Raw genomic sequence first — 26,272 nt, 5'->3', positions numbered from 1 at the left:
GATAAGACCCGCCGGACGGCGCCTGCCGGCTTGCGATCAGCGCAAGCCGAACGATTTGCGAATGGGAGAATCCGATGGCACTGAATATTCCGAAATTATTCCGGCGGGCCGCGCTGATGCTTGCCGCCGCGACCGCGCTTCACGCCGGCCCGCTTTTGGCTCAAGACCAACCATTGATCATTGCACGCCACCTGGAGATCAACTCACTCGATCCGAGCCGTGCCTTCTGCGACACCTGCCAGATCTATTTGAGCTCGGCCTATCAGGGCCTCGTCTCGCTCGCCGCCGACAACAAGTCGATCGAGCCGCTCCTGGCGACAAGCTGGGAGGTCAACGCCGATCAGACCGTGTTCACCTTCAAGCTTGCCCCCAATGCGGTCTTTTCCGACGGCAGCCCGGTCGAATCGAAAGACGTCAAGTGGAGCTACGAACGGCTGAAGAATATCAAAGCCGACGCCTCCTTCATGATGTCGCTGGTCAAGTCCATCGACACGCCCGACCCGAAGACCGTGGTCGTCACGATGGAAAGCTCCAACTCCGAATTCATCGGCGTGCTGACCGCGCCCTATGCCGTAATCATCAACAGCGACGTCGCGGCTACGGCGGGCGCCAAGGCTGATGCGGACGCATCGACGACCGACACCGCGGAAGGCTGGTTCCTGGCGAATTCAGCCGGCAGCGGCCCTTATGTGCTGAAGTCTTATGCACCCGATGACGAGTTACGCTTCGTCCGCAACGACAAATTCTGGGGCAAAGCGCCGGCAATCGGGGAGATTGTCATTGACGAAACCGCCGATGCGGTATCGCAGGCGCAGATGCTGCAAAGCGGTGCGGCCGACATCGCCATGCAGGTCGATCCGGACACGTCAAAAACGATCTCTTCGCCGGATGTGACGATCAAAACGGTGCCGTCCTACAACTTCATCTACGTGATGTTCAGTCCCGGTGCCGAAGGCAACAAGGTTCCACTGACGAAGGAAGTCCGCCAGGCGCTCGCCTACGCGATCGATTATGACGGCATCATCCAGTTCACGGTCGGCGGCGAAGGCAAGCCGCAGGCTTCGCCGATACCCAACGGCTTCCCGGGCACCGCCGATCTTCCGATGCCCAAGCAGGATCTGGAGAAGGCCAAGTCTATGCTGGCCGCAGCCGGGCTGGCGGACGGGTTCGAGCTCGACGTCACCGTCGCGCAGCTCAACGTCTACGGTGTCGACCTCGTGCTCTTGATGCAGAAGGTCCAGCAGGACCTGGCACGGGTCAATGTGAAACTCAACATTCAACCGGTGGCTTCCGCCGTCTGGCGCGAACAGGTCGCCAGCCCCGGCGTGCCATTCTCGGCCCGCTTCTACGCGCCTGACTATTTCGGCTCGGCCCAGTACGTCCAGTTCTTCGGCATGATCCCGGATTCGTTCTGGCTGACCCGCGCCGGCCAGAAGGGCAAAGTCGATTTGCTCAATCAAAAGGAAACCGATTTGATGAAAAAGGCGATGGCGGCGTCGGACGCCGAACGCGACGGCGTCTATCATGAGATCGCGCTTCAAATGATCGAAGACAAGATCATTGTCCCTGTCGTCAGCCCGAACCTGGTGCTAGCCTACCGCAGTAACATCGAGGGCGTTCGTTATTCCGCCTGCTGCAACCTTCCGCTGTCAGAGCTCAGCCGCAAATAGGCGAGGCTCGCACTCAGAGGCATCGCGATGGTCGGCTACATAGCAAGACGTCTGATCGCGATGCCGCTCCTGCTGCTTGGCGTCGTCACGCTGGCGTTTCTACTGTCGCACTTCACCAATGCCGACCCGCTGACCTCGCTCATCGGCGAGCGGCAGATGCACAACGAGGCAGTGGTCGCAGCCGCAAAGGCACGCTGGGGCCTCGACCGCTCGCTGCCCGAACAGTATCTGATCTATCTGAAGAACCTGCTTTCCGGCGATTTCGGCACGTCGTTCCGCACCAAACGGCCGGTTTCCGAAGACCTGCTCAAGCGCCTGCCGGCGACGCTGGAACTGGTTATCGCGGCGATGCTGGTGGGCAGCATCAGCGGCATCACACTCGGCGTGTTGGCCGCCAATTTCCGCGACCGCCTGGCCGACCATTTCGCACGTCTTTTCGCGCTGCTGGGTGCGTCAATCCCGGTATTCTGGTCGGGCCTCATCCTTCTCTACATCTTCTCCGTCAAATTCGGTTGGCTGCCGGGTCCGGGACGGATCGATCCTCGCTCCGAGGCGCCGCCCTTTGTCACGGGCATGTTCACGATCGACGCGCTGATTGCCGGCGACTTCGCCAAATTCGGCGATGTGCTGACGCACCTCATCCTGCCAGCGCTGGCGCTGGGCTGGACTGTGACCGGCATCGTTTCGCGCATGGTGCGCGGATCGATGCTCGATGTGCTCGGACAGGAATTCATCCTCGCTGCCCGTGCGAAAGGCGCCGGACGCATGCGCGTACTTTTAAACCACGCGCTGCGCAACGCGATCCTGCCGACGCTCACGATCCTCGGCTTCTCCTTCGCATATCTTATCACCGGAGCGATCCTGACCGAAACGATCTTCTCCTGGCCCGGCATCGGCTCCTATGCCGTGCAGGCGGCACAAGGGCTGGACCATCCGGCCATCATCGGCGTTACCATCGTTGGCGGAGCGGCATTCCTGTTGACCAACCTCGTCACCGACCTCGCTTACCTGGCCGTCGATCCCAGGGTCAAACTCGGGTCGCGCGGGGCTGCATGAGTATTCAGGTGCATACGCTTGGATCCGTGCGTCTGCCGCGCTGGGCAACAGCGCCTGTCATAATAGGCGGCGTCATCATCATCGCCTGGTTCATCGTCCTGCTCACGGTCCACTGGTGGGCGCCTTACGACCCGACCATGCTCGCCGGCAAGCGCTTCACGCCGCCCGACGCCGCCAATTGGCTCGGCACCGACGCGCTCGGCCGTGACGTGTTTTCGCGAACGCTCTACGGCGTACGCCAATCGCTGCCTATCGCCTTGGTGGTCATCGTCTGCTCGGTGCTGATCGGCACAGCGCTCGGTGCGATAGCCGGCTTCGTCGGCGGGCTGCTCGACGAGGCCATCATGCGTTTCGTCGACGTGACGCTCTCCTTTCCGCCGATCCTGCTCGCCATGGCCGTAACCGCCTCGCTCGGACCCGGCCTCGGCAACGCCGCCATAGCCATGGTCGTCGTCTGGTGGCCGATCTACGCCAGGCTGATGCGCGCGCAGGTGCTCTCGGTGCGCGAGCGCGAGCATGTCGAAGCGGCGATCGCCTCGGGCGCCAGTCCGCCGCGCATCTTGTTCAAGCATATTCTGCCGCTGTGCTGGAGCCCGGTCATCGTCAACGCGACCATGGATTTCGGCCAGATCGTGCTGCTCGCGGCGAGCCTCTCCTTCATTGGCCTCGGGGCTGTGCCACCGACTCCGGAATGGGGGCAGATGATCTCCGAGGGGGCATTGCATTTCTACCGCTGGTGGATCGCAGCCGGTCCCGGCATCGCCATCCTCAGCATCGTGCTCGGCTTCAATTTTCTCGGCGACGGCTTGCGCGACTATCTCGATCCGAGGTCGCGATGAGCAACGCCGCCCCCCTGCTCGCCGTCGAGCGTTTGACTGTCTCGTTCGAGAGCCGCTCGCGAACCTTGCTGCCTGCCGTTCGCGACGTCGACTTCACGGTCGAGGACGGCGAAATCATGGGGCTGGTCGGTGAGTCGGGATCTGGCAAGAGCGCGACCATGATGGCCGTCATGGGTCTGCTGCCGCCGCGTGCCCGTGTCACTGGCTCGGTAAAATTTCGCGGCGCGGAACTGATCGGGCAAGCGGAGAGCTTCCTGCGCCGCTATCGGGGTGCACGAATCGGGATGATATTTCAGGACCCGATGACCACGCTCAATCCCCTGCTCACCGTCGGCGCACAGATCGCCGAGGCGGTACGGATCCATGACCGTTCCGTCGGCGCGCGCGCAGGCTTGCAGCGGGCTGTGGAGCTTCTCGATCTTGTTTCGATCCCCTCCCCCAGACAACGGGCCGGGCAGTATCCGCATGAGTTTTCCGGCGGAATGCGCCAACGTGCGGTGATCGCCATGGCGATGGCCAACGATCCGCAAATGCTGATCGCCGACGAGCCGACGACGGCGCTTGATGTGACGATCCAGGCGCAGATTATGGAATTGCTGCAGCGACTGTGCTCGGAAAGGCGAATGGGGCTGGTGCTGGTCACCCACGATCTCGGCGTCGTCGCCAGCGTCGCTAACAAGATCGCAGTGATGTATGCGGGACGCATCGTCGAGCGCGGCGAAGTAGCTGACGTCTTCAGGTCGCCGCGCCATCCTTATACGCGCGCGTTGCTGGACAGCCTGCCGCGGATCGAACAGCGCGTGGCGCGGCTGAGCGCCATTCCCGGTGCGCCGCCTTCGCTCGCTTTCCTGCCCAAAGGCTGCGCCTTTCATCCACGCTGCCGGCGGACGGTCGACATGTGCAAATACCAGGACCCCTTGCTGCGCCGGATCGGTCACGTCGATGTCGCCTGTCACCGCGCGGACGAGGTCTCTTCGTCGATTCGGACACCGGGAGAGACCGTGTGATGGGGACGGCTCCTGCCATATCCTTGCCCGGAGATGTGGCGCCTGCCCAACCCGCGCTGCTCTCGGTGCGAGGCTTGGTGAAGGAATTCTCGACCGGCGGCAACTTGCCTTTCTTCAGCACCCCAACCCGCATCCAGGCGGTGTCCGACATTTCGTTCGATCTCAGGCAGGGTGAAACGCTCGGTTTGGTTGGCGAGTCCGGTTGCGGCAAGTCGACGCTTGCGCGGTGTCTGGCACGACTGATCAAACCGACGCGCGGCAGCATCGTCTTTCGAGGCAGGGATATAGCAGGACTCTCGGACGCCGAAATGCGTCCGCTGCGCAGAAACATCCAGTTCGTGTTCCAGAACCCGCACGCCTCGCTGCATCCCGGCATGATGGCCGGCGATATTATCGCCGAACCGCTGCGAATGCTGAAACTGTCAAAAGCGGAGACGCGAGAGCGAGTGGCGGAACTGCTCGACCTGGTGAAACTGGGACCGGAGCACGCCACGCGTTATCCGCACGAGTTCTCAGGCGGGCAGCGCCAGCGCATCGGCATAGCGCGCGCTCTCGCCGCAAAGCCGGATCTCGTAATCCTGGACGAGCCGGTCTCGGCGCTCGACGTGTCGATCCAGGCGGGAATCCTGAATCTGCTGAAGGAGATCCAGGAGATGACGCGAATATCTTACCTGTTCATCTCGCACGATCTCTCGGTGGTCCGTCATCTCTGCGACCGGGTGGCGGTAATGTATCTTGGCAAGATCGTGGAGCTTGCCGAGCGCGAGGAACTCTACGAAACGCCGCGCCACCCCTACACAAAGGCGCTGCTTTCGGCCGTTCCGCTGCACGACCCGGACCAGGAAAGGGCGCGCCGGCGCATCCTGCTCACCGGGGATGTGCCCAGCCCCGCCAGCCCGCCGGCCGGATGCCGGTTTCACACGCGCTGTTTCCAGCCTCTGCCGCTTTGTAGGGAGATCGAGCCGCCACTGGCCGAAGCCGAGGGTCATCGCCGTTTTGCCTGCCATAACCCGTTTGGGAACACCAAGGGGAACGCATTGCAGCAGCCGGCCGGCAGATTTTAGGCAACTGACGCCACCCACCATTTGGGGGGACTTTGACGATGGACCCTGCATGCGCGATCGGTGGCATCTGGTCGCGATGCTTGAAGTCAATCGCATGCCATCCTGTCTTGAAGCTTAGGCATTGCGCGGCAGTGTGCTTTCGGGCAGGTGAACTCAGGCCAACGGAGTTGTGCCCGGGCCAACGGAGTTGTGCCAGACCAACGGAGTTGAGCCCGGGCTGACAGAGTGATGAGATGCGTCTGAGAAACTGCCATAACTTCCATGACTTCCGCAGCATGGCCAAACAGCGCCTTCCCCGACCGATCTTCAACTACATCGACGGTGCGGCAGATGATGAGGTCACCTATCGGCGCAACAGGGCAGCCTTCGACGACTGCGACCTGGTCCCTAACGTCCTGCGCGGCGTGACCAATGTGGACATGTCGGTGACCGTCATGGGTCAGAAGCTGGCGATGCCGGTCTACTGCTCGCCAACGGCGCTCCAGCGCCTGTTCCACCATCAGGGCGAACGTGCGGTGGCGGCAGCGGCGGCGAAATATGGCACGATGTTCGGCGTCTCCTCGCTCGGCACCGTCAGCCTCGAAGAGGCGCGCCAGATCAGCAATGGGCCGCAGGTCTACCAGTTCTACTTCCACAAAGATCGCGGATTGAACCGCGAGATGATGGCTCGGGCCAAGCAGGCCGGGGTAGAGGTGATGATGCTGACCGTGGACAGCATCACCGGCGGCAACCGCGAGCGTGACAAGCGAACGGGATTCGCCATCCCCTTCAGGCTCAATCTTGCTGGCATCACCCAGTTCGCGGTCAAACCGTCATGGGCGATCAACTACTACACGCATGAGCGCTTCAAGCTGCCGCAGCTCGACGGCCATGTCGACATGGGCGGCGGCGCGATGTCGATCAGCCGCTACTTCACCGAGATGTTGGATCCCGCCATGTCGTGGGACGACGTTGCCGAGATGGTGCAGCACTGGGGCGGACAGTTCTGCCTGAAAGGCATCATGTCGGTCGAAGATGCCAGTCGTGCGGCCGAGATAGGCTGCACCGGAATTGTTCTCTCCAATCACGGCGGTCGCCAACTCGACGGCTCGCGTACCGCGTTCGACCAGCTTGCCGAGATCGTCGATGCGGTGGGAGACAGAATCGATGTGATGATGGATGGAGGCGTCCAGCGCGGCACGCATGTGCTCAAGGCCCTCTCGCTGGGCGCAAAGGCCGTCGGATTGGGCCGCTACTATCTTTTCCCGCTGGCGGCGGCCGGGCAGGCCGGCGTCGAACGCGCACTGGAATTGATGCACATCGAGATCGAGCGCGGCATGAAGCTGATGGGCTGCACCTCGGTCAACGAGCTCACGCGACGGAACCTGCGCTTCCGCCAGTAGCAGGCGGCTTCCCACTGTTTTATCCCCCTGCCGGGAAGATGGAAAGTTGATCGACCCAGGTGATCGGGTCTGACCCGGAACTAATCAACCCCGATCAGGCGGCGGATACGGCCGATATCCGTGCCGATGAAGGACTGCATGCCGATGGCCACCTGTTCCGGCGCCATGGCGGCGACGAAGCGGCGGAACTCGTCATCCGACAGCGCTTCGCCGGTCCAGTGGACGCGGCAGAACTCCTCCGAGCCGTGGAAATGGCCGGCACCGTCGAGCACGTCGTCGACGTAGCGGCCGTAGATCATGCATTCGGAGAATTTGCGCACAGCACCGACGATTTCGACCCAGTTGCGGCCATGGATGTTTTCGATCCGGGCGCACATGGCGGTCACGGTTTCGCGGCGCCATGCAATCAGCGTCGAAATGTAATCGTGGGCGGAAACCTCTGATGGCTCGATGCCGAGCGCCGAGCCCGCATTGCGCGACCAGATGCGATGCTCTTCATGGCCTTCGCCGGACAGCACGCCATCGCGGCGGAACAGCCGCACCCTGCCGTCGCGCCGGAAGGCGCTGCAGTCGAAAGGTTTTAGGAACGCCACATCGGAATCGCAGAAGATCAGCACGTCTTCCCGGGCGTGCGCCGATATCGCGATGCGGCGAAGCTGCTGCACATGCCAGCCGCGCAGCGGCATGGTCTTCAGGCTGAGCCAGATGCGCCGTCGGAACAGGCTGAGCGGATCGTCGAAGGCGTGCAGCCAGCGCGGCAACAGGTCCCGCTCGTCGACGATAGTGCGGCGGCTGTTCTCCAACTGGCGAAACAGCGCCACGTCGCGACGCTCGACAAGAATATAGTGGTGTGCCACGCCGGAAACGTAACGGTCGAGGGTTTCGCACAGCAGGCGACAACGCTCGAAATCCGGCGCATAGCTTGCCGTAACCACGGCCACCGTAGGCGTCTGGCTAAGGACATCGGGTCCGGCGGCAGGACTCGGCACGAACCGGCTGTTCAATGGCCCGCTCCGCGGCCTGATCTGGCAGGGGCGGGCCTGCGCAAGAATTTCTGACCGATGACGCGCCACAGAAACACAGGATTACCGACCACATAGCGGCGCCAGAGGCGGCCCGGTTCGATCCACAGCCGAAACAGCCATTCGAGCCTGAGCCGGCGCATCCACAGCGGCGCCCGCGGCACCGCACCGCTCAGGAAATCGAGCAGCGCGCCGACTGCGATCGGCAGCGTGCAATGGCGCGCATCGATGTGGCGTGCGATCCACAATTCCTGGCGCGGCACGCCCATGGCGACAAGCAACACGTCCGGCCGCAATCTGGCGATGCGATCGACGATTGCCGGCTCTTCAGCGGGGGAGAAATAACCGTCGTGGATGACCACGAACCTGTGCTGCAAGGCGAGCGTTGCCAGCTTCTTCGACGCCGCCTTGGCGTTGGCCTGCGTCGCGCCGAGCAGCCCCACAGTCAGCGGCCTGGCGGACGCCTGCAGGAAAGCAGGGATGAAATCGGTGCCGTTGAGATTGTCCGGAAACCACGTTCCGTAGAGCAGTTTCGCCGCCAGATCGACGCCGACGCCGTCCGGCAGGATGAGAAAATCGTCGAGCGCCTCGGCAAAGACCGGGTCCGTATAGGCGACATTGGCGTTGTGGGCGTTGAGAAAGCTGACCTTGGTGAAGCGTCGCTCCGCAATCAACCGGGCCAGCAGGGCGACCGCGTCGTCCCAACGGATGGCGAGGACGGAAATGCCGAGGATCGATTTCAAACTGTCGACCCCGAACGCGGCGCGGGCGGTGTGCATGTTCATGCCAACACCTCCTGCCCGACAGGTCCGAGCTTTTTCAGGCCGAGCCGGATTGCGGCATCGAGCGCCTTCACCTGCCGGTGGTGGAAAGCGCTGCCGTCGACATCCCTGATATCGGCCACGGCGGCTTGCAGAGCGTCGGCGAAGGCAACCGGATCATCGGTCACGGTGCAATTGACCGGGCGATAGCAGATGCCGCGCAGCGAATGGCTGGTGGCGACGGAAGGCAGGCCGAGTTCGAAGGTTTCGATGGTCTTGAGCTGCACGCCGCTGCCGGAGGTGCTGATCAGCGGGATAACAGCGGCACTGCGCACGAAAGCCTGCGCCTCCGGCACGCGGCCGACGAATTCGACTCCGGGATGTGCCGACGTGACGCCCGACGGCACTCGGCCGGCTATCCTGATGCGGAAATCCGGCCTGAGATGCGGCACCACTTTGTCCAGGAACCAATCTAGGCCGATGCGGTTCGGCTGCCAAGTCCAGGTGCCGATTAGCGCCGCGTCGCAATCGATACGGCGCGTTTTCTTTTGCGCGGGCGGCTCGACGCAAGTCACCAGCGGCAGCACCGCCGAACGGTCGTCGGAGGCGACGCCGAGTGCTGAGCGATCTTCCTCGGCCAGCGTGAAGACGAAGCGCGCCCGGCGGCAAAGCCGTTCTTCCACGGCCTCGAGCAGCTTGGCCTCACGCCGAAACAACAGGCGCTGGAACAGACCGGCGGCGGCAGCGGCGTTCTGCTGCGCCGAACTGTGCTCGACATTGTGGGCAACGAAGATCGACGGCCGGCCGCCGAAGAGGCTCTCGAAGGCGCCAGCGAACTGTACGGAATTCAAGACATAGCCGTCGAAGGGGCCGGCGCGCTCGATGGCGGCGTGGACCTCGTTGTCGGTGACCACGCGCAGCTTGACCGATGCGAAAGTGAGGCCGGAGAGCATCGCCTTGGCAACCCAGCCGAGCTTTTGCAGCGATGATGCGCTTTCGGTGCGCACGTCGACGGCGCCGAGCACGATGGTATTTTGCGGATCGCTTGCAGGCTTGCCCGGCCAGGTGAAGCCGATCACGGTGACGCGCGCGCCGGCACGCCGCAGCGCGGCGATGATCGCGGCATTGGCGATCTCATAGCCCGAGGCAAGAGCGCCGTCGGGCACGATCGATGTGGCGAACAGCAGATGCATCTCACCTATCCTGAGCGGATACGGCTAGCAAAGCGCGGTGAAGCCTTGATTAAGTGACGATATTTGGCGGCCCGGGGTCGCCGATTTGCGGGCTTGTCCGCGAAAGGTGATTAACGAAACGTTATCGTCGCGATGCTATCGAGACCCAACTCACCATCCCGGGTTGGACACGGATGATCCCTTTGCCATCGGACGGTTCGGTATCGATCATTGGGCGGTCTCCGGGGCTTGTCACGGAAGCCGTCGAAGCGGTCGTCACGCTACCGACCTTCAAACGGCCGGAGCAGCTGCTGGCAACGCTGGCATCGCTCAAGGCCCAGCAAACCGGCAGACGCTTCGCGCTCATCGTCATCGAAAACGAAACCGAGGCGCGCGCCGGCGCCAAGGCGGCGCTGCCGCTGTTCGAACGCGGCGACGTTCCAGGCATGGTGATCGTTGCGCATGAGCGCGGCAATTGCAGCGCCTACAATGCCGGCTGGCAGACGGCAATCCTGCACTTCCCCGATTTCAGGCACCTGCTGGTCATCGACGACGACGAGATCGCCGATCCACACTGGCTCGAACGCATGTGCAAGACGGCCGAGACGCTCAGTGCCGACATTGTCGGCGGCCCGCAAATGCCTGACTTTGCCGACCCGGCCCATGCCAGATGGGCCGAGCACCCGGTCTTTGCGCCACCCTACCGGGGGACCGGGCGCGTGCCCGCGCTCTATTCCTCCGGCAATCTGCTGGTCGGACGCAACGTGCTCACCGCCATGGGGCCGCCCTTCCTCGACCTGAAATTCAACTTCATGGGCGGCGGCGATTCCGATTTCCTGAGCCGTGCTGCGCAAAAAGGCTTTGTGCTTGGCTGGTGCGCCGAGGCGCAAGTGCACGAAAGCGTCCCGGCCCGGCGCGTCGAAGCCGACTGGATCCGCGCCCGCAGCCTGCGCAACGGCGTCATCTCGACACTGGTCGAGAAGAAGAAACGGGCCGGCACGCCGTTCGCCGGCACCAAGGTTTTTTTGAAGAGCCTGGCGCTGCTTGCCGCCTCGCCGTTTCGCGGCGCGATCAGGCTTGCGCGGACGGGATCGTTGGCGACGGCGTTGTACCCGATTCATGTCGCTCTCGGCCGCGTGCTTGCCGAATTCGGATATGCCAATGAGCAATACCGACAGCCTGAGAAGAACTGAACGCGCGCCGCTCAGCGCGGCGTTCACGCGCGACGGCATCGCGACCGCGATCGCGGCGCTGCTGTTCACTGTCATCCTGGTGTCGTTCCGTCCCTTTCAGCCGGCCGGCGCCGAAATGACCGGCGATGGCGGCGACATCGTCAACCAGCTCGGCTTCGGCTCGCTTGGCGCGATCTCGATCTTCTCGCTGATGGCTTTTGCCGACCCGCGCGTGGTGCGCTCGCTGCTCAGCCCTTCCTGGCTGCTGATGCTGGGCTTCTTCATGCTGTCGGTGGTGATGGCAACCGACCCGCCGTCGGCAATGCGCGCCGCGTCCTTCACGCTGATCGGCATTTTGACGATGGCGACGATACTGGCGCTTCCGCGCGGCGCAGAGGCTTTCTCGAAGGTCATCATTTTTACCACAGTCGTCGTGATGGGCCTTTCCTACATCGGGCTCATCGTTTTTCCGAACGAGGCGCTGCACACCACTGCTTCGCTGGAGCCGGAACATGCCGGCCTTTGGCGCGGCGTGTTCACCCACAAGAACATCGCCGGGCCTGTCATGGCCTGCTTCAGCTTCGCCGGGCTGTACCTCTATCGCCGCGGGCAGCGCCCATGGGGCGCGTCGATCTTCTGCGCGGCGATGATCTTCATGCTGCACACAGGTTCCAAGACGACGGCCGGGCTGGTGCCGTTTTCGATCCTGATCGTCGTGCTGCCGGGGCTGATCGGCATGCGGCTCGGCACGCCGATCCTGTTTGCCCTGGCCGTCATCGGCACGGCGATCGCCACGCTGGGCATCGTCTTCCTGCCGCCGGTGAAGCATCTGTCGGCACTCTATTTTCCCGAGCTGACCTACACCGGACGCACGACGCTATGGGAATTCGCCGGCGAGATGCTGGCGAAGCGGCCATGGACCGGCTACGGCTTTGAGAGCTTCTGGGGGACGCCGCTGCTGCTCAATCAGGATCAGCCCTTCGACCGGGCCTGGGATATCAGAACCATCGTGCACGGCCACAACGGCTATCTCGATGTTGCGGTGCTGATGGGCATCCCGGCGCTCTGCGTGGCGGTCTACACGTTCCTGATCGCACCGCTGCGCGATTACATGCGTATCCCCTTGCGCAAGGAAAACATCTATCTCGGCGACTTCTTCATGATGGTGGTGCTGTTCGCAGCGCTGAATGCCTTCCTCGAAAGCTTCTTCTTCCGTCGCGCCGATCCGGTCTGGCTATTCTTCGTGTTCGGCATGTTCGGCCTCCGGCAGGTGTCACTGCGGCCGATGGCGGCTAGGGGTCCGTCCTGAACCCACCCCTCCAAGAGGGCTTTCCCGCTTAGTCGCGAGCGTCTATGGGAGAACCTTCTAGAGCGGTTCAGCTTTGATAGAATCGCCGAACCGCTCTAAGTATTTGTTCTTACGCAATTCCGGACGGAAAACCGTTACGCACTTTTCCTGGAATCGCTCTAGCGGAGGTTTTCCATGACGATCAGGCTCGTTCTCGCCGGTTGCGGCAATATGGGTCACGCCATGCTCTCGGGCTGGCTGAAATCCGGCAAGCTCGCCCCGGCGGCGGTTTTCGTGGTCGAGCCCAATGCCGATCTGCGCAAGCGCGCCGAAGCGCTGGGCTGCAGTGCTGCCGCGGATACCGGAGGCATGCCAGCGGACGCGGTGCCGGCGCTTGTCGTCATTGCCGTGAAACCCCAGGTGATCCGCGACGTGACCGCCGCCTACAAGCGCTTCAATGATGGCCGCACCACCTTCGTCAGCATTGCCGCCGGGACGCCGGTCGCCACTTTCGAGGGCATTCTAGGGAACCGCGCGCCAATCGTGCGCTGCATGCCCAACACGCCGGCGGCCATCGGCAAGGGCATGATGGTGGTGTTTGCCAACAGGCTGGTGTCCGACGACACCAAGCGCCTCGTCGCCGACCTGCTTTCGGCGAGCGGCGAAGTGACCGATATCGACGACGAAGGCCTGATGGATGCGGTGACGGCGGTGTCCGGGTCCGGCCCGGCCTATATCTTTCATTTCATCGAAGCGCTGACTGTGGCTGCCGAGAAGGCCGGATTGCCGACCAAGACCGCCAGGCTGCTCGCCATGCAGACAGTCTATGGCGCCGCCTCGCTCGCCGCCGAAAGCGGCGAAGATCCGGGCGTGCTGCGCCAGCAAGTGACCAGCCCCAATGGCACGACAGCCGCCGCGCTTGCGGTGCTGATGGGCGAGGAGCGGCTGACAAATCTGCTGACCGAAGCCGTGGAGGCCGCGCGGCTAAGGTCGATCGAACTGGGGTAGTAATCGCTCAGCCGGTCCCGTACAGCATCTCGTCCTGCAGCCGGCGCAAGGCGAAAAGCCTGGTCGTCGGTTCGGGCGCGGCATTGTCTGACGTCAGCAGCTCGCCCTTCCTGACCGGTTTCAGCACCTTGCCGCCTTCGAGCAGGCCGACGGGCACGGCGCGGTTGGCGCGGGCCTCTTCGACAGTCATGGTCCAGGAGCGGTAGCAGGTCTCGCCGATCGCATCGAACGTCTCGCCTGCGGCGAGATCGCGCTTGGCCACGGCGCAGACCTCGGCAACCGGTCTCGGCAGCGGCACCATGTCCGGCTTGCCATAAAGCGCAATGCGGGCGGCGGTGAGCGGCACTTCGAGCGAGGTCAGATGATACGGCCGGAAGAAGCTGTAATAGGGTCCGTGGCCGATATGCAGATCGTCCATGCGCTCGATGATGCGCGGATGCGTCGCCTCGACGATGACGAAGACGCCAGGCGCCACACCCTTGCCGATAGTATAGTCGACGACGCCCTTCTTCGACAGGATGCCGCCATCCGCGCGCGGGATAAGCACCTTGGCCAGTTCATCGCGGTCGGCCTTGGGGCCGTGCATGCCGGCAACATCAGGCACCAGCCCGGTGGCGTTGGCGATCGCGCACATCTCGACCATGGTTTTGGAGCCGTCGACGAATTCGACCAGCATGCGCGGGTTCATGTTGCGGCGCAGCGCTTCCGCGCGATAGTCATCGGGCACGGCGTCGTGGTTGAGAGGGTTGTTCTTGCCCTTGCCGGCCGAGACGATGGTGTAGCCGAGTGCGGAGGCGAATTCGATCAGCTCCATGCAGCTCGACGGCTCGTCGCCCGCGCCCACCGAATAGACGACGCCGAGCCGGTCGGCCTGCTGCTTCAGGTAACAGCCAATGGTGACGTCGGCCTCGACATTCATCATCACCAGATGCTTGCCGTGTTCCATCGCCATCAAGTCGAAATCGGCGGCGACGCCCGGCTTGCCGGTGGCGTCGATGACCACGTCGATCAGCGGATTGGCTACCAGCAGCTCGTTTGAGGTGATGGCGATCTTTCCGTTTTCGATCGCCTCACTGACCTTCGACGGCGTATCGGCCTCCCGCGCCATCGCCTCGTCGCCATAGGCGATCCGGACAGCATCACGTGCCGTGTGCGGGCGGCGGGTCGAGACGGCGCACACCGAAATGCCCGGCATAAGCATGCCTTGCGTCACCAGGTCGGTGCCCATCTCGCCTGAGCCGATGACGCCGATGCGCACCGGATGCCCTTCCGCGGCGCGCTTGGCGAGATCGCGGGCAAGCCCGGTCAGGGCAACATTGGTCATGCGCAAGTCCACTGCTTTTGATTTGAACGGGGAATAGCAGGGAACGGTAACCTTTTGCCAACGAAACCGGCCGCAATCGGCAATTTCTTGTGGTACGCCGCGGGCGGATCGGTGTTCAGGCCGGATACAGTTCGGAGATGAGGGGACGTGTCGGGCGCAACCGCTTCAACAAATGGTCCGCCCAGATCGGCCGACTGTTGCTGAACTGCAACGCTGCTGGAAAACATTCGGCATGGCGACCTCCCGGCCGATATATCGCCGATCTCATGGCGGCCATACGACCAGTCCTATTTTTTCGGCCGATGCCACCAAGGCAAGCGGGCGGAATGAGGTGCGGCAAACTTGACAAAGACCCGATCTTTCAAATTGGGTGGAAACGCCATCAATAAAGAGTCGGCTAAAGACAGATATGAGCGAGACGGACATGGCGTGGAGCGAAAGAACGAGCGACTACGGTAAAGGCCATTATTTCAACCAAATGGGCCTTGCCCTGCTGGTGCTCGTCGTTCTCGTCGCCCTGCCGCTCGTCTTTCTTCCCGACTCCATACGAAAAGTGTACCTCGGCGAGGGCGGTCCGATTGAGGTCTTCTCGGCGTCCGGCTATCTGATCGTCGTGGCAACGCTTATCCGGGAAATGCCCTATCGGGACCTGTTCAAGCGGTGGTATCTCGTCGCCATACCGATCGCGATGTGCCTGCGCGAGCTGGACTTCCATGCGCATTTCACGACCTACAACATCACCAAGACCACCCTCTACATTTCGCCTGACGTTCCACTGTTGGAAAAGCTGATCGGCGTGACGATCGTTGGTATCCTCGGCTTTGCCGTCTATTTGCTTCTGAGGGACGGCTTCCGCAGCTTTGTGCACGGGCTTCGCCATGGTGAGGCGACTGCCTTTGCCATTGCCGCCGCTATCGGTTGCACTGTTCTTTCCAAGGCTCTCGACGGGGCGCCATCAAATCTCACATTTCTCGACATCCACGTCACCCGGACCTATACCGCCATGGTGTTCGAGGAAATCCTCGAATTGGGGATTCCCATCTTTCTGGCCATCGCGGCGTTCTCGGCCTTCCCGACGCAGGATGGTCTTACGAAAAGGGCCTCGGCCTAGGTCGGTCCCAAAAACCCGAGGTCCATCACCTAAACTCCGGATACAAACGGGCCAGGACTTCTCAATTGCTGCTCTGGTCCGCTGCCGTGTTGCCTCTAATTGCTTGCTGAGAAGCAGGTGACGCAACATGTGGAATGTGGCCAAAGAAGGCTGGGGGCTCCTTACGGAGAGCATTCTCGGCTTCATCAATGACAATGCCCTAAGCCACGGCGCAGCCATGGCATTTTATGCCACAACCTCGCTTGCGCCAATCCTGCTCATCGTTGTCGCCATCGCTGGCCTGGCCTTCGGAAACGATGCAGCGCAACTGGCGCTTTCGGCCCAGTTGTCGGGGCTGATGGGTCCGCAGAGCGCCGAGCTATTGCAAGCGACAATCGAAAACGCATCACGTCGAACGGCGGGCACTCTTGCTGCCATTGTGGGCCTCGTCGCGCTGTTCGTCACCGCGTCCGGCGTGTTCGGCGAAATGCAGCTTGCGCTGAACGAAATCTGGAAAGTCAAACCGGGCAGAACATCGATTTCCGGGCTTGTGCGCGCCCGCGCCGCAAGCCTTGGCCTGGTCGCGGCGCTCGGCTTCCTGCTCTTGGTGTCCCTAGTCGCCAGCGCTGCAATTTCGGCGCTCGGCGAAATCATCAACAAGCATCTGCCCTTCGGCACCATTATCCTGAGTGCGATCAACGGGATCGTCTCGTTTGCCCTGATCGCGCTTTTGTTCGCGGCAATTTACAAGGTGCTGCCCGACCGCGCACTGCGATGGCGCGATGTTGGCATCGGCGCGGTGGTGACGGCGTTTCTCTTCACGATCGGCAAGTCGCTGATCGGCTGGTATATTGGAGCAAATGCGATCGCATCGTCATACGGGGCAGCCGGTGCATTGCTCGTTGTGCTGCTGTGGGTGTTTTATTCGTCGGAGATCTTTCTGTTGGGCGCCGAATTTACACGCGCCTACTCGGTTCGGTACGGCAGCCGGTCCGATCTGCAGGCGACCATCGACGCAAGTGATCGCGAACAGAAGCTGGCGACGGCGGCCAGGAATGAAAACTCAGAAAACGAAATCCTCGGCTGGATTGTTTTCGGCAGTCTCCTCACCGTGTTTCTAAGCCATTTCTGGCATCGACACCGGCGCTAAGGTATCCGGCGCGGCGCCGCGAAGGGATCGCCTTAGTGGAATCCGTTCGAAGCGACGCGCGAAGTTCCTTCGCAGCGGCCACAAGTTTGGCGCGGTTGCTTCCATGTCTCTTGATCAACTGATGGACTTGCGCTGGGGTGATGCCGTTCTGCCGGGCAAAGTGCGTTACTATGTAGTCCTCGCTGCCGGAGATCCGATCCCGGTGTCGGGGATAGAGCTTCGCCGCGTCGGCTGTCATTGCTTATTCTCCTTTGGTTACGTTTGCTAACGACGCATGGTTGGCCAACGCAAAAGGAGCGATTTCGTTGCCACATGCGACACCGGTGCGCTCGGCCGTTCGCCGCAGGCCGAGCGTATGCCAAAGCAAACGGACCGACGCATGCCCTCAACACGTCGATTTTTCGAGACTCAGGCCTCTGGTACGCGCATGATATGGGCAGGGAGGAAGAGCCATGCGCGAATTGCCAAAGAGCATTGACGCAGACGTTGTAATCGAAATCAGCAGGTTGCTCGACGACCATGCAAAGTCGGCACCAGTGCCGGTCCACAAGCTTGCTTCGATGATCTCGAAGAGTGTCGAGACCGACCTGCAGACAGCTTCCATCGAAGAGCTGATTGTGGAAATGGCCATGACCCGCCAACTCCCGATGCTGTTCGATCTACCGGAGGCGGATGCAGATAACGTCATATCGATCGCCTTGGCACGCGCCAGTTGATCCGGGAATTTTCTGTCGAGCGGATGTGATTTTAAGACGCGGATCGTCTCCACTCCTTCTCACTCCAATTCGCCGCGCAGGCTCCGGCCGGCGGCTTTTGCTGCGTCGCCAACGATAATCGTCATGGCCGATCCGTTGTTCGGGAACATGTGGCGTCCATTTGCATTTCCTCTGAGCAACAAAGGAGGAAATTCCATGAACTGGGATCAGATCAAGGGAAAATGGATGCAGTTCAAAGGCAGGGCCAAGGAGCAATGGGGCGACCTAACCGACGATGACCTTGATCGCATCGAGGGCAATCGTGACCAACTCGCAGGACGTATTCAGGAACGGTATGGAATCGCCAAGGAAGAGGCAGAGCGCCAGATAGATGACTGGTCCAGAAGCCTCACCTGATCGTTCAGTCGCGACGTGAAAATCAATCCGTCCTGCGAAGGCAGCGGACAGCGCCTTCGCGCTCGTTATCAAACAAGGCAGGAATGGTGCTGCGAGAGAGGATTGAACTCTCGACCTCTCCCTTACCAAGGGAGTGCTCTACCACTGAGCTACCGCAGCTGCTGATGGCGGGGCTTCTGCCATATCGAACCGGCAAGCGCAAGGCCGGGTGCAAGGCATATGTTGAAAGCCGGGACTGGAGATTTCCCGGACATGGCGGCGCCACAATGTTGGCTATCCCTGATTAGCGGCTGGCGCATCGGCCCGAAAATCGGAATCGATTTTCGGAAAGCACAATGCGTAGGTAAAAAGTGTTGGAGCGTACTTCGTGCGTCCAAGCGGACGCACGTCGCTCTAATCGCCGGCCGGGACGGAACCATGAACGACACGACAATTCCACCTGACAAAGACAACCCCCCGAAAAAGGCCGACCGCAAGAGCCGGCTTGCCGAGCAATTGCGCGCCAATCTGCAGAAGCGCAAGGCGCAGTCGCGCTCGCGGCGCACTGGGGACGCCGACAAGCGACCGGACGGGCTCAGCGCGTTAAGGGAAACGCAAAAGGATTGACCTATATCAACAGGCTGGGTCCAGGGTGGGGAATCCTGTTTCTTGAACCAAGCCGGCCAATGGTCTAGACGGGCCGCAACAGACTCAACCGATTGAAAACCGGCCTTTCGGCCGAGGGGACCCTCTTAAAATGGATCGCATCAGAATTGTCGGCGGCAACAAGCTTGCCGGAAGCATTCCGATCTCGGGCGCGAAAAATGCCGCGCTGCCGCTGATGATCGCCTCGCTGCTCACCGACGACACGCTGACCCTGGAAAACGTGCCGCACCTTGCCGATGTCGAGCAGCTTATCCGCATCCTCGGCAATCATGGCGTCGACTATTCGGTCAACGGCCGCCGCGAAAAGCAGCAGGAGGGCTATTCGCGCACCATCAATTTCTCCGCCCGCAACATCGTCGACACCACGGCACCCTACGAGCTGGTGTCGAAGATGCGCGCATCTTTCTGGGTGATCGGCCCGCTGCTTGCCCGCATGGGCGAGGCCAAGGTGTCGCTGCCCGGCGGCTGCGCCATCGGCACGCGCCCGGTCGATCTTTTCCTGGAAGGCCTTCAGGTGCTGGGCGCCGATATCGACGTCGACACCGGCTATGTCATCGCCAAGACCAGGAACGGCCGCCTTGTCGGCAACCGCTACGTCTTCCCGAAAGTATCGGTCGGCGCCACCCACGTGCTGATGATGGCAGCGTCGCTGGCCAAGGGCGAGACGGTGCTCGAAAACGCCGCCCGCGAGCCCGAGATCGTCAATCTCGCCGATTGCCTCAACGCCATGGGCGCCAAGATTTCCGGCGCCGGCACCGCGACCATTACCATCGACGGCGTCGAAGCGCTTTCGGGCGCCCGCGTCCGGGTGATACCCGACCGCATCGAGACCGGCACCTATGCGATGGCCGTCGCCATGACCGGCGGTGACGTCGTGCTCGAAGGCGCACGCGCCGACCTGTTGCAGACCGCGCTCGACGTGATTTCGCAGACCGGCGCCGAGATCACGCAGACCAATTCCGGCATCCGCGTCAGGCGCAACGGCGCCGGCATTGCGCCGGTCGATGTGGCGACGGCGCCGTTCCCGGCGTTCCCGACCGATTTGCAGGCGCAGTTCATGGGCCTGATGACCATGGCCAAGGGCAAGTCGCGCATCACCGAGACAATCTTCGAAAACCGCTTCATGCACGTCCAGGAGCTCGCCCGGCTCGGCGCCCACATCACGCTGTCCGGCCAGACGGCGATCGTCGACGGTGTTGCGAAGCTGAAGGGCGCGCCGGTCATGGCGACCGATCTTCGCGCTTCGGTGTCGCTGGTCATCGCCGGCCTGGCGGCCGAGGGCGAGACCACGGTCAACCGGGTCTACCATCTCGACCGCGGCTTCGAGCGGCTAGAGGAAAAGCTGTCCGGCTGCGGCGCGGTGATCGAGCGGATCTCGGCTTAACCCCAGGCTAACGGGGAGAAGGGGCTGGCCACAACCTCGGCTCCTTTCTGCAACTCTGGAGATTGGCGGAATCCTTTGCCAAGGCGTCCTTCTCCCCTCACCGTACGGGAAGAAGGTGCCCGGTAGGGCGATGAGGGGCAGCGCAAACCTGAAGCGATTGGCGCGGTTGCACGGATCGCCAAGACCGGCTGTTTTGTTGCCTGGAGCATGATCTTTTCCAAAAACCGGTTTCCACTTTTTGGGATCATGCTCTAACAGAAGGTTGAATAGTCAACTTTCAGGTACAAATCCGCAATGGCTCTCAAGCTTGTCGCGCTCGACGATCAGGATCTGAGCATCGTCTCGGCCCATGTCCAGGACGCCGTGCTGAAGGTCGGCGACCTCGAATACATGCCGGCCCTCAAGCGCTTCGTGATGACCATGAACCGCTTTGTCTGGGAGGCGAAATCCGGTTTCTTCCGCCAGCACAATGAGCGGCGGCAAAGCGTGCTGCATTTCGACCGCGTGCTCGGCGCCAAGACCAGCGGCATTGCCCGCGACAAGCCCGATGAGGTGCTGTCGCTGCTGGCGATCAGCTTCCTCGCCCTCGACAAGCCTGCCGGCATTGTCGAGCTGATCTTTTCAGGCGGCGGCGCGATCATGCTCGATGTCGAATGCATCGAGGCGCGGCTCGCCGACATCGGCGGCGCCTGGGAAGCGACCTCGCGCCCCTTCCACAGAGCCTGAGCAGCGCAAGATGGCCATCACCCTTCGCCAGTCCGATGCCGATTTCGAGCAGCGTTTTGCCGCGTTCCTTTTGACCAAGCGGGAGGTCTCGGCGGACGTCGAGGCGGTGGTGCGCGAGATCATCGCACGAGTGCGCGCCGAGGGCGACGCGGCGCTGGTCGACTACACGCAAAAATTCGGCGGCGGCGACCTGACCAAGCTCGGCATTGCCGTCTCCAAGGATGACGTTGCCAAGGCGTACGATGCGGCGGATTCGCAGACGGTCGAAGCGCTGAAATTCGCGCGCGAGCGCATCCGCACCCATCACCAGCGGCAACTGCCGCAGGACGACCGCTATACGGACGCCGCCGGCGTCGTGCTCGGTTCGCGCTGGACGCCGATCGAGGCGGTCGGGCTCTATGTGCCGGGCGGCACGGCGAGCTATCCGAGCTCGGTGCTGATGAACGCCATTCCAGCCAAGGTCGCCGGCGTCGAGCGCATCGCCATGGTTGTGCCTGCCTCAGGCGGCGAGGTGCCGCCGCTGGTGCTGGTGGCGGCCGATCTTGCCGGCATCTCCGAGATCTACCGTGTCGGCGGCGCACAGGCGATCGCCGCGCTCGCTTATGGCACCGAAACGATAAAGCCGGTCGCCAAGATCGTCGGACCCGGCAATGCCTATGTCGCCGCGGCCAAGCGCCAGGTGTTCGGCACGGTGGGGATCGACATGATCGCCGGGCCTTCGGAAGTGCTTGTCGTGGCCGACGGCAGCAACGATCCGGACTGGATCGCCGCCGACCTGCTTGCCCAGGCCGAACACGACGTGTCGGCGCAGTCGATCCTGATCACCGACGACCCTACCTTTGGCGCGGCGGTCGAACGGGCGGTCGAACGCCAGTTGAAAAGTCTGTCGCGCTCCGAGACGGCGGCGGCGAGCTGGCGCGATTTCGGCGCCGTCATCCTCGTTCCCCGCATAGAGGCGGCGCTGCCGCTGGTCGACCGCATCGCGGCCGAACATGTCGAGCTTGCCATCGACGAGCCGGAAGCTTTCCTGGCGCGGATGCGCAATGCCGGTGCCGTGTTTCTCGGCCGCCACACGCCGGAAGCCATCGGCGACTATGTCGGCGGCTCCAACCACGTGCTGCCGACGGCGCGCTCGGCGCGTTTCTCGTCCGGGCTTTCGGTGCTCGATTTCGTCAAGCGCACCTCGATCCTGAAGCTCGGGCCGGAGCAGTTGCGGGCGCTGGCGCCGGCGGCCATCACGCTGGCCAAGGCGGAAGGGCTCGACGCGCATGGACGCTCCGTCGCCATACGGCTGAACATGTAGACTGACATGTCGGACTACGATCGAACCCATGCCAGGCTGATCGATGTCGAACTCGACGAGTCGATTGGCCGTTCGACGCCCGATGTCGAGCATGAGCGAGCGGTGGCGATCTTCGACCTGATCGAGGAAAACCATTTCCAGCCGGTCAATGACGACGGCGCTGGGCCCTACCGGTTGAAACTGTCGCTGGCCGAATCCCGCCTGGTCTTCGCGGTGACGCGCGAGGATGGCGCGACCGTGGTCACCCATATCCTGTCGCTGACGCCGCTCAGGCGCATCGTCAAGGACTATTATATGATCTGCGAAAGCTACTACGACGCTATCCGCACCTCGACGCCCAGCCAGATCGAGGCGATCGACATGGGCCGGCGCGGCCTGCACAATGAGGGCTCGCAGACGTTGATGGACCGGCTGGCCGGCAAGATCGACATCGATTTCGACACGGCGCGACGGCTGTTCACGCTGGTCTGCGTGCTGCACTGGCGAGGCTGAACTGCCAGCCCCTCTGCCCCGCTCGATCCTGCCCCGCTCGATCCTGTTTGTCTGCGGCATGAACGCCGTGCGCTCGCCGATGGCCGAGATGCTGGCGCGCAAGGCGCTGCCGACGACCACTTTCGTGGCGTCGGCCGGGGTGCGCGGCGGCGAACGCGACCCGTTCGTCGACGCCGTACTGGCCGAGGACGGGCTTTCGCTGGGTGGGCGACACCCGAGAACGCTGGACGACCTCGAGGACGACTATTTCGACCTGATCGTCACGCTATCGCCGGAGGCGCATCACACCGCGCTCGAGCTTACCCGCTCGCTTGCCGTCGACGTCGAATACTGGCCGATGCCGGACCCGACCGACGTGGGCGGCACGCGTGAGCAGATCATGGCCGCCTATCGCGAGGTGCGCGAACGGCTGAAGGCGCGGATATCCAGCCGTTTTCTGGCGCCGGAAGCAAAAAACGGCGCTGATTAAGCATGTTCACAAGCGCGCGATTATCATATAGGTTCCGCCCAAATTCCGGCTGGAGTCGGATGATTTCAGGTCTGTTCGACCTGAAATCTGAATCCGCCTCTAAAGAAGTAGAGCATGATGTCGTCCGAAAACCGCTTCACACTTTTCGGCATCATGTTCTAGGCGCTGGGAATCCCATCCAAGCAAAGGTATCGAATGCCGAAGGAAGAAGTCCTCGAGTTTCCGGGTGTCGTCACGGAATTGTTGCCCAACGCGATGTTCAGGGTGAAGCTTGAAAACGAACACGAAATCATCGCCCACACGGCCGGCCGCATGCGCAAGAACCGCATCCGCGTGCTGACCGGCGACAAGGTCCTGGTCGAGATGACACCCTACGACCTGACCAAGGGCCGCATCACCTACCGTTTTAAGTAAGATCGCCAGAGTTCGGCCGGGATCGCGATGAGCATTTTGCAGAAGCTCGTGCTTGCCTCGGGTTCGCCGCGCCGGATCGAACTCTTGCAGCAGGCCGGGATCGAGCCGGACCGCGTGCTGCCGGCCGGTGTCGACGAGACGCCGCTGCGCGCCGAACATCCGCGCTCGCTGGCCAAGCGCCTGTCGAAGGACAAGGCCGAGAAGGCGCTGGCCTCGCTGCAGAGCGAAGAGGACTATGCGCCCAGCTTCGTGCTGGCCGCCGACACGGTAGTCGCCGTCGGCCGGCGTATTCTGCCCAAGGCCGAAACATTCGACGACGTCGCCAATTGCCTAGGGCTGCTGTCCGGCCGTTCGCACCGGGTCTATTCCGGCATTTGCCTGATCACGCCGGGCGGCAAGCTGCGCCAGCGGCTGGTCGAGACCAGGGTGCGTTTCAAGCGGCTGCCGCGCGCCGAGATCGACGCCTATGTGGCCTCGGGAGAATGGCGCGGCAAGGCCGGCGGCTATGCCGTCCAGGGGCTGGCCGGCGCCTTCGTCGTCAAGCTTGTCGGCTCCTACACCAATGTCGTCGGGCTGCCGCTCTATGAGACGGTGGCGCTGCTGACCGGCGAAGGGTTCAAGGTGCACGCCAACTGGCAGTCGGTTCGGCCATGAATTTCGGGACAACCATGAATCCGGGGCAACCATGAGCCCGGACGACAAGGTCACGCCGCTGCGCCCCAAGCGGCCCTGCCCCGAATGCGGCAAGCCATCGGCGCGCGAGACCTATCCATTCTGCTCGGTGCGCTGCAAGGACATCGACCTCAACCGCTGGCTTAAGGGCGCCTACGTCATTCCAGCCCGTGACGATGAGGAAGAAACGGACGGCGATCCTCCCAAATGAAGCCGTTCGGGGCAGTCCGCCGGTCTCGACCGCGCCCGATGACTCGGCCTGTCGAGCAACTCCTCGTTTCCCGCTTGAAATCAACGCTTAAGCGCTGGACAGGCCGGATTCCCGTGCTATAACCCACGCGCTTTCAAGGGGCGCCTGCGGCGCTTTCATGAAATCCGGTGCGCAGAATGCCCGCGTGCCGGAACAGGCCCAGATAGCTCAGTTGGTAGAGCAGCGGACTGAAAATCCGCGTGTCGGTGGTTCGAATCCGCCTCTGGGCACCATCCCCCCTTCTCCCGACTGTCTCTTTCGCCGAAGCATCTACGCTTTTGTCTCGGCAAACGTCTGAAATCCTTGGTGATTTTTGGACGCAAGGCGCGGTTGGTCGTGTTTTGTGGAATTTCGGCGTAGTTGGTCCAACCAGGCGGAGGGCTGGTATTTTCGCTGGTATTGGAGATCCTGATGGTATCGATGTGGCCAACTGGAGGTCCCGAAAATGGCGCTTTCCGACGTGAAATGCCGAAATGCCCGACCCGCTTCCAAGCTCGTGAAATTGTCTGACGGTGGCGGGCTCCAGCTTTGGGTTCAGCCTACCGGATCTCGCCTATGGCGCCTCGCCTATCGTTTTGGCGGCAAGCAGAAGCTTCTGGCGTTGGGCAGCTATCCCCTCATCTCCCTCACTGAGGCACGCGAGGCGCGCGATACCGCCAAACGTCTCCTCCTACGTGGCATCGACCCCGCACAGGAGCGTAAGTCGCAGAAGGCTTCGGCAGAGGACACCTTTCGCTCAATCGCGGAGGACTATGTCGAAAAGCTGAAGAAGGAGGGTCGTGCCGACCGGACCATCACCAAAGTCAAATGGTTGCTCGACTTTGCCCATCCAACGTTGGGGGACAAAAGCGTTCGGGAGATTGATCCGGCCACAATTCTTGCCGCTCTCCGCAGCGTGGAGGTTCGCGGTCGATACGAGTCGGCCAGGCGACTGCGCTCCACTATCGGCAGCGTGTTTCGATATGCAATCGCAACCGCACGCGCCGATATAGATCCGACGATAGCGCTGCGGGGAGCACTCGTTGCTCCAACGGTCACGCCGCGTGCCGCGGTTACCGATCCTAAGGCCTTGGGAGGCTTGCTGAGGGCGATCAATGCATTTGACGGACAGCCTACAACCCGAGCCGCCCTAAGGCTGATGGCCCTGCTGTTTCCCCGCCCCGGCGAGTTGCGCGCGGCCGGATGGGACGAGTTCGATCTCGACAGCTCCGTGTGGAGCATCCCTGAAGGACGCATGAAGATGCGACGGCCGCACCGCGTACCTCTTTCCAGGCAGGCCGTCAGCGTCCTGACCTCACTTAGAGAAATCTCTGGTGGTGGATCGCTGTTATTTCCTAGTGTTGGATCCGGTTCGCGTCCGATTTCCGACAACACGCTTAACGCCGCCCTGCGCCGCATGGGCTACGGCAAGGAAGAAGCTACCGCGCACGGTTTTCGGGCAACAGCATCAACTCTGCTAAACGAGTGCGGAAAGTGGCATCCGGATGCCATAGAGCGGCAACTGGCCCACATTGAGAACAACGACGTTCGTCGCGCCTACGCCCGGGCGGCGCACTGGGAAGAGCGCGTCAAGATGATGCAATGGTGGGCCGATTATCTGGATGAACTCGAGAGCAAACCCTGCGGGTGATCTCAATCGGGGGACGCGGGAAGCCTGCTGTCCATACACCATCGCGACCGGCTTGGCTGTCGCGCAGAAACAGATCGGCCAGCTAGGTGTATCGATACACTACCGAGAAACCGGCCTCTCTGTCCTGGCGCAACTCACATTCAGACGGAGCCCGTGAAGGCGATAATGCT

Annotated in this window: 28 protein-coding genes and 2 tRNA genes; 24 read left to right on the top strand and 6 right to left on the bottom strand. The window is 62.3% G+C overall.

Annotated features, from left to right (window positions below; translation table 11 throughout):
- The first annotated feature begins 74 nt into the window (after window positions 1-74).
- The 6 genes from AC0L26_RS02010 (at window position 75) to AC0L26_RS01985 (ending at window position 7,018) form a co-directional block, all read left to right on the top strand.
- Window positions 75-1,670 (top strand): ABC transporter substrate-binding protein, encoded by a 1,596-nt coding sequence (locus AC0L26_RS02010; RefSeq protein WP_473631009.1) that lies wholly within the window; start codon window positions 75-77, stop codon window positions 1,668-1,670.
- A 27-nt stretch (window positions 1,671-1,697) separates the two neighbouring features.
- A complete protein-coding gene (locus AC0L26_RS02005; RefSeq protein ID WP_473631008.1) occupies window positions 1,698-2,726 on the top strand; it encodes an ABC transporter permease in 1,029 nt (342 codons plus the stop codon).
- Entirely contained in the window at window positions 2,723-3,565 is an 843-nt protein-coding gene (locus AC0L26_RS02000) for an ABC transporter permease (RefSeq protein ID WP_473631007.1), read from the top strand. Before AC0L26_RS02005 ends, AC0L26_RS02000 begins: the two co-directional genes overlap by 4 nt.
- Complete coding sequence (locus AC0L26_RS01995) at window positions 3,562-4,572, top strand: ABC transporter ATP-binding protein (RefSeq protein WP_473631006.1); 1,011 nt, start codon at window positions 3,562-3,564, stop codon at window positions 4,570-4,572. Before AC0L26_RS02000 ends, AC0L26_RS01995 begins: the two co-directional genes overlap by 4 nt.
- Window positions 4,572-5,636 (top strand): ABC transporter ATP-binding protein, encoded by a 1,065-nt coding sequence (locus tag AC0L26_RS01990; protein ID WP_473631005.1) that lies wholly within the window; start codon window positions 4,572-4,574, stop codon window positions 5,634-5,636. Before AC0L26_RS01995 ends, AC0L26_RS01990 begins: the two co-directional genes overlap by 1 nt.
- A gap of 233 nt (window positions 5,637-5,869) precedes the next feature.
- Window positions 5,870-7,018 (top strand): alpha-hydroxy acid oxidase, encoded by a 1,149-nt coding sequence (locus AC0L26_RS01985; protein WP_473631004.1) that lies wholly within the window; start codon window positions 5,870-5,872, stop codon window positions 7,016-7,018.
- An 80-nt stretch (window positions 7,019-7,098) separates the two neighbouring features.
- On the opposite strand, the gene AC0L26_RS01980 is transcribed toward AC0L26_RS01985, so the two are convergent.
- From AC0L26_RS01980 to AC0L26_RS01970, 3 genes are read right to left on the bottom strand one after another with little or no spacing between them, the layout of a single operon-like run.
- Complete coding sequence (locus AC0L26_RS01980; RefSeq protein WP_473631003.1) at window positions 7,099-8,022, bottom strand: DUF6492 family protein; 924 nt, start codon at window positions 8,020-8,022, stop codon at window positions 7,099-7,101.
- Window positions 8,019-8,825, bottom strand: a complete 807-nt coding sequence (locus AC0L26_RS01975; protein WP_473631002.1) for a WecB/TagA/CpsF family glycosyltransferase — start codon at window positions 8,823-8,825, stop codon at window positions 8,019-8,021. The genes AC0L26_RS01980 and AC0L26_RS01975 overlap by 4 nt, the downstream gene beginning before the upstream one ends.
- The gene (locus AC0L26_RS01970) at window positions 8,822-9,994 is read right to left on the bottom strand and encodes a glycosyltransferase (protein WP_473631001.1); all 1,173 of its coding nucleotides are present in this window, start codon (window positions 9,992-9,994) and stop codon (window positions 8,822-8,824) included. Before AC0L26_RS01970 ends, AC0L26_RS01975 begins: the two co-directional genes overlap by 4 nt.
- Before the next feature lie 173 nt (window positions 9,995-10,167).
- On the opposite strand from AC0L26_RS01970, the gene AC0L26_RS01965 reads away from it, so the two are divergent.
- The 3 genes from AC0L26_RS01965 (at window position 10,168) to proC (ending at window position 13,441) form a co-directional block, all read left to right on the top strand.
- The gene (locus tag AC0L26_RS01965) at window positions 10,168-11,166 is read left to right on the top strand and encodes a glycosyltransferase family 2 protein (protein WP_473631000.1); all 999 of its coding nucleotides are present in this window, start codon (window positions 10,168-10,170) and stop codon (window positions 11,164-11,166) included.
- Window positions 11,135-12,454 carry an O-antigen ligase family protein gene (locus AC0L26_RS01960; protein ID WP_473630999.1) on the top strand — a complete coding sequence of 440 codons (1,320 nt, stop codon included), beginning with the start codon at window positions 11,135-11,137 and terminating at the stop codon, window positions 12,452-12,454. The genes AC0L26_RS01965 and AC0L26_RS01960 overlap by 32 nt, the downstream gene beginning before the upstream one ends.
- 174 nt (window positions 12,455-12,628) lie before the next feature.
- On the top strand, window positions 12,629-13,441 hold the full coding sequence (proC, locus tag AC0L26_RS01955) for a pyrroline-5-carboxylate reductase (protein ID WP_473630998.1): 813 nt from the start codon (window positions 12,629-12,631) through the stop codon (window positions 13,439-13,441).
- 7 nt (window positions 13,442-13,448) lie between these two features.
- Here proC and AC0L26_RS01950 read toward each other — a convergent pair whose 3' ends face one another.
- A complete protein-coding gene (locus AC0L26_RS01950) occupies window positions 13,449-14,765 on the bottom strand; it encodes an NAD(P)H-dependent oxidoreductase (RefSeq protein WP_473630997.1) in 1,317 nt (438 codons plus the stop codon).
- 409 nt (window positions 14,766-15,174) lie between these two features.
- Between AC0L26_RS01950 and AC0L26_RS01945 the strand changes: the two genes are divergently transcribed.
- The gene (locus AC0L26_RS01945; RefSeq protein ID WP_473630996.1) at window positions 15,175-15,876 is read left to right on the top strand and encodes a hypothetical protein; all 702 of its coding nucleotides are present in this window, start codon (window positions 15,175-15,177) and stop codon (window positions 15,874-15,876) included.
- Between the two features lie 127 nt (window positions 15,877-16,003).
- A complete protein-coding gene (locus AC0L26_RS01940; RefSeq protein WP_473630995.1) occupies window positions 16,004-17,005 on the top strand; it encodes a YihY/virulence factor BrkB family protein in 1,002 nt (333 codons plus the stop codon).
- Here the strand turns inward: AC0L26_RS01940 and AC0L26_RS01935 are convergent.
- On the bottom strand, window positions 16,962-17,243 hold the full coding sequence (locus AC0L26_RS01935) for a DUF3606 domain-containing protein (RefSeq protein ID WP_473630994.1): 282 nt from the start codon (window positions 17,241-17,243) through the stop codon (window positions 16,962-16,964). The genes AC0L26_RS01940 and AC0L26_RS01935 overlap by 44 nt on opposite strands.
- Before the next feature lie 214 nt (window positions 17,244-17,457).
- Here AC0L26_RS01935 and AC0L26_RS01930 point away from each other — a divergent pair, with 214 nt between their 5' ends.
- Window positions 17,458-17,721: a hypothetical protein gene (locus AC0L26_RS01930; protein WP_352937305.1), complete on the top strand. Its 264-nt coding sequence runs from the start codon at window positions 17,458-17,460 to the stop codon at window positions 17,719-17,721.
- A gap of 195 nt (window positions 17,722-17,916) precedes the next feature.
- On the top strand, window positions 17,917-18,117 hold the full coding sequence (locus AC0L26_RS01925) for a CsbD family protein (protein ID WP_352937345.1): 201 nt from the start codon (window positions 17,917-17,919) through the stop codon (window positions 18,115-18,117).
- An 84-nt stretch (window positions 18,118-18,201) separates the two neighbouring features.
- Here AC0L26_RS01925 and AC0L26_RS01920 read toward each other — a convergent pair.
- Window positions 18,202-18,276, bottom strand: a tRNA-Thr gene (locus AC0L26_RS01920).
- A 258-nt stretch (window positions 18,277-18,534) separates the two neighbouring features.
- On the opposite strand from AC0L26_RS01920, the gene AC0L26_RS01915 reads away from it, so the two are divergent.
- From AC0L26_RS01915 to AC0L26_RS01865, 11 genes are all read left to right on the top strand, one after another.
- The gene (locus tag AC0L26_RS01915; protein ID WP_473630993.1) at window positions 18,535-18,723 is read left to right on the top strand and encodes a hypothetical protein; all 189 of its coding nucleotides are present in this window, start codon (window positions 18,535-18,537) and stop codon (window positions 18,721-18,723) included.
- A 130-nt stretch (window positions 18,724-18,853) separates the two neighbouring features.
- Entirely contained in the window at window positions 18,854-20,146 is a 1,293-nt protein-coding gene (murA, locus tag AC0L26_RS01910; protein WP_473630992.1) for a UDP-N-acetylglucosamine 1-carboxyvinyltransferase, read from the top strand.
- A gap of 294 nt (window positions 20,147-20,440) precedes the next feature.
- On the top strand, window positions 20,441-20,872 hold the full coding sequence (locus tag AC0L26_RS01905) for a DUF2948 family protein (protein WP_352937310.1): 432 nt from the start codon (window positions 20,441-20,443) through the stop codon (window positions 20,870-20,872).
- 10 nt (window positions 20,873-20,882) lie between these two features.
- Window positions 20,883-22,175, top strand: a complete 1,293-nt coding sequence (gene hisD, locus AC0L26_RS01900) for a histidinol dehydrogenase (protein WP_473630991.1) — start codon at window positions 20,883-20,885, stop codon at window positions 22,173-22,175.
- A 6-nt stretch (window positions 22,176-22,181) separates the two neighbouring features.
- Window positions 22,182-22,667 (top strand): UPF0262 family protein, encoded by a 486-nt coding sequence (locus tag AC0L26_RS01895; protein ID WP_352937313.1) that lies wholly within the window; start codon window positions 22,182-22,184, stop codon window positions 22,665-22,667.
- Window position 22,668: 1 nt separating this feature from the next.
- Window positions 22,669-23,136, top strand: a complete 468-nt coding sequence (locus AC0L26_RS01890; protein WP_352937347.1) for an arsenate-mycothiol transferase ArsC — start codon at window positions 22,669-22,671, stop codon at window positions 23,134-23,136.
- 195 nt (window positions 23,137-23,331) lie between these two features.
- Entirely contained in the window at window positions 23,332-23,550 is a 219-nt protein-coding gene (gene infA / locus AC0L26_RS01885; RefSeq protein WP_006200926.1) for a translation initiation factor IF-1, read from the top strand.
- A 27-nt stretch (window positions 23,551-23,577) separates the two neighbouring features.
- Complete coding sequence (locus AC0L26_RS01880; protein WP_352937314.1) at window positions 23,578-24,204, top strand: Maf-like protein; 627 nt, start codon at window positions 23,578-23,580, stop codon at window positions 24,202-24,204.
- Window positions 24,205-24,235: 31 nt separating this feature from the next.
- Window positions 24,236-24,433 carry a DNA gyrase inhibitor YacG gene (gene yacG / locus AC0L26_RS01875; protein WP_473630990.1) on the top strand — a complete coding sequence of 66 codons (198 nt, stop codon included), beginning with the start codon at window positions 24,236-24,238 and terminating at the stop codon, window positions 24,431-24,433.
- A gap of 196 nt (window positions 24,434-24,629) precedes the next feature.
- Window positions 24,630-24,705: transfer RNA gene (locus tag AC0L26_RS01870), tRNA-Phe, on the top strand.
- A gap of 212 nt (window positions 24,706-24,917) precedes the next feature.
- Window positions 24,918-26,102 carry a tyrosine-type recombinase/integrase gene (locus AC0L26_RS01865; protein ID WP_473630989.1) on the top strand — a complete coding sequence of 395 codons (1,185 nt, stop codon included), beginning with the start codon at window positions 24,918-24,920 and terminating at the stop codon, window positions 26,100-26,102.
- Window positions 26,103-26,272 lie beyond the last annotated feature (170 nt).

The sequence above is a fragment of the Mesorhizobium sp. WSM4823 genome (assembly GCF_055811195.1).
This window is presented reverse-complemented; position numbering and strand designations above follow the sequence as displayed.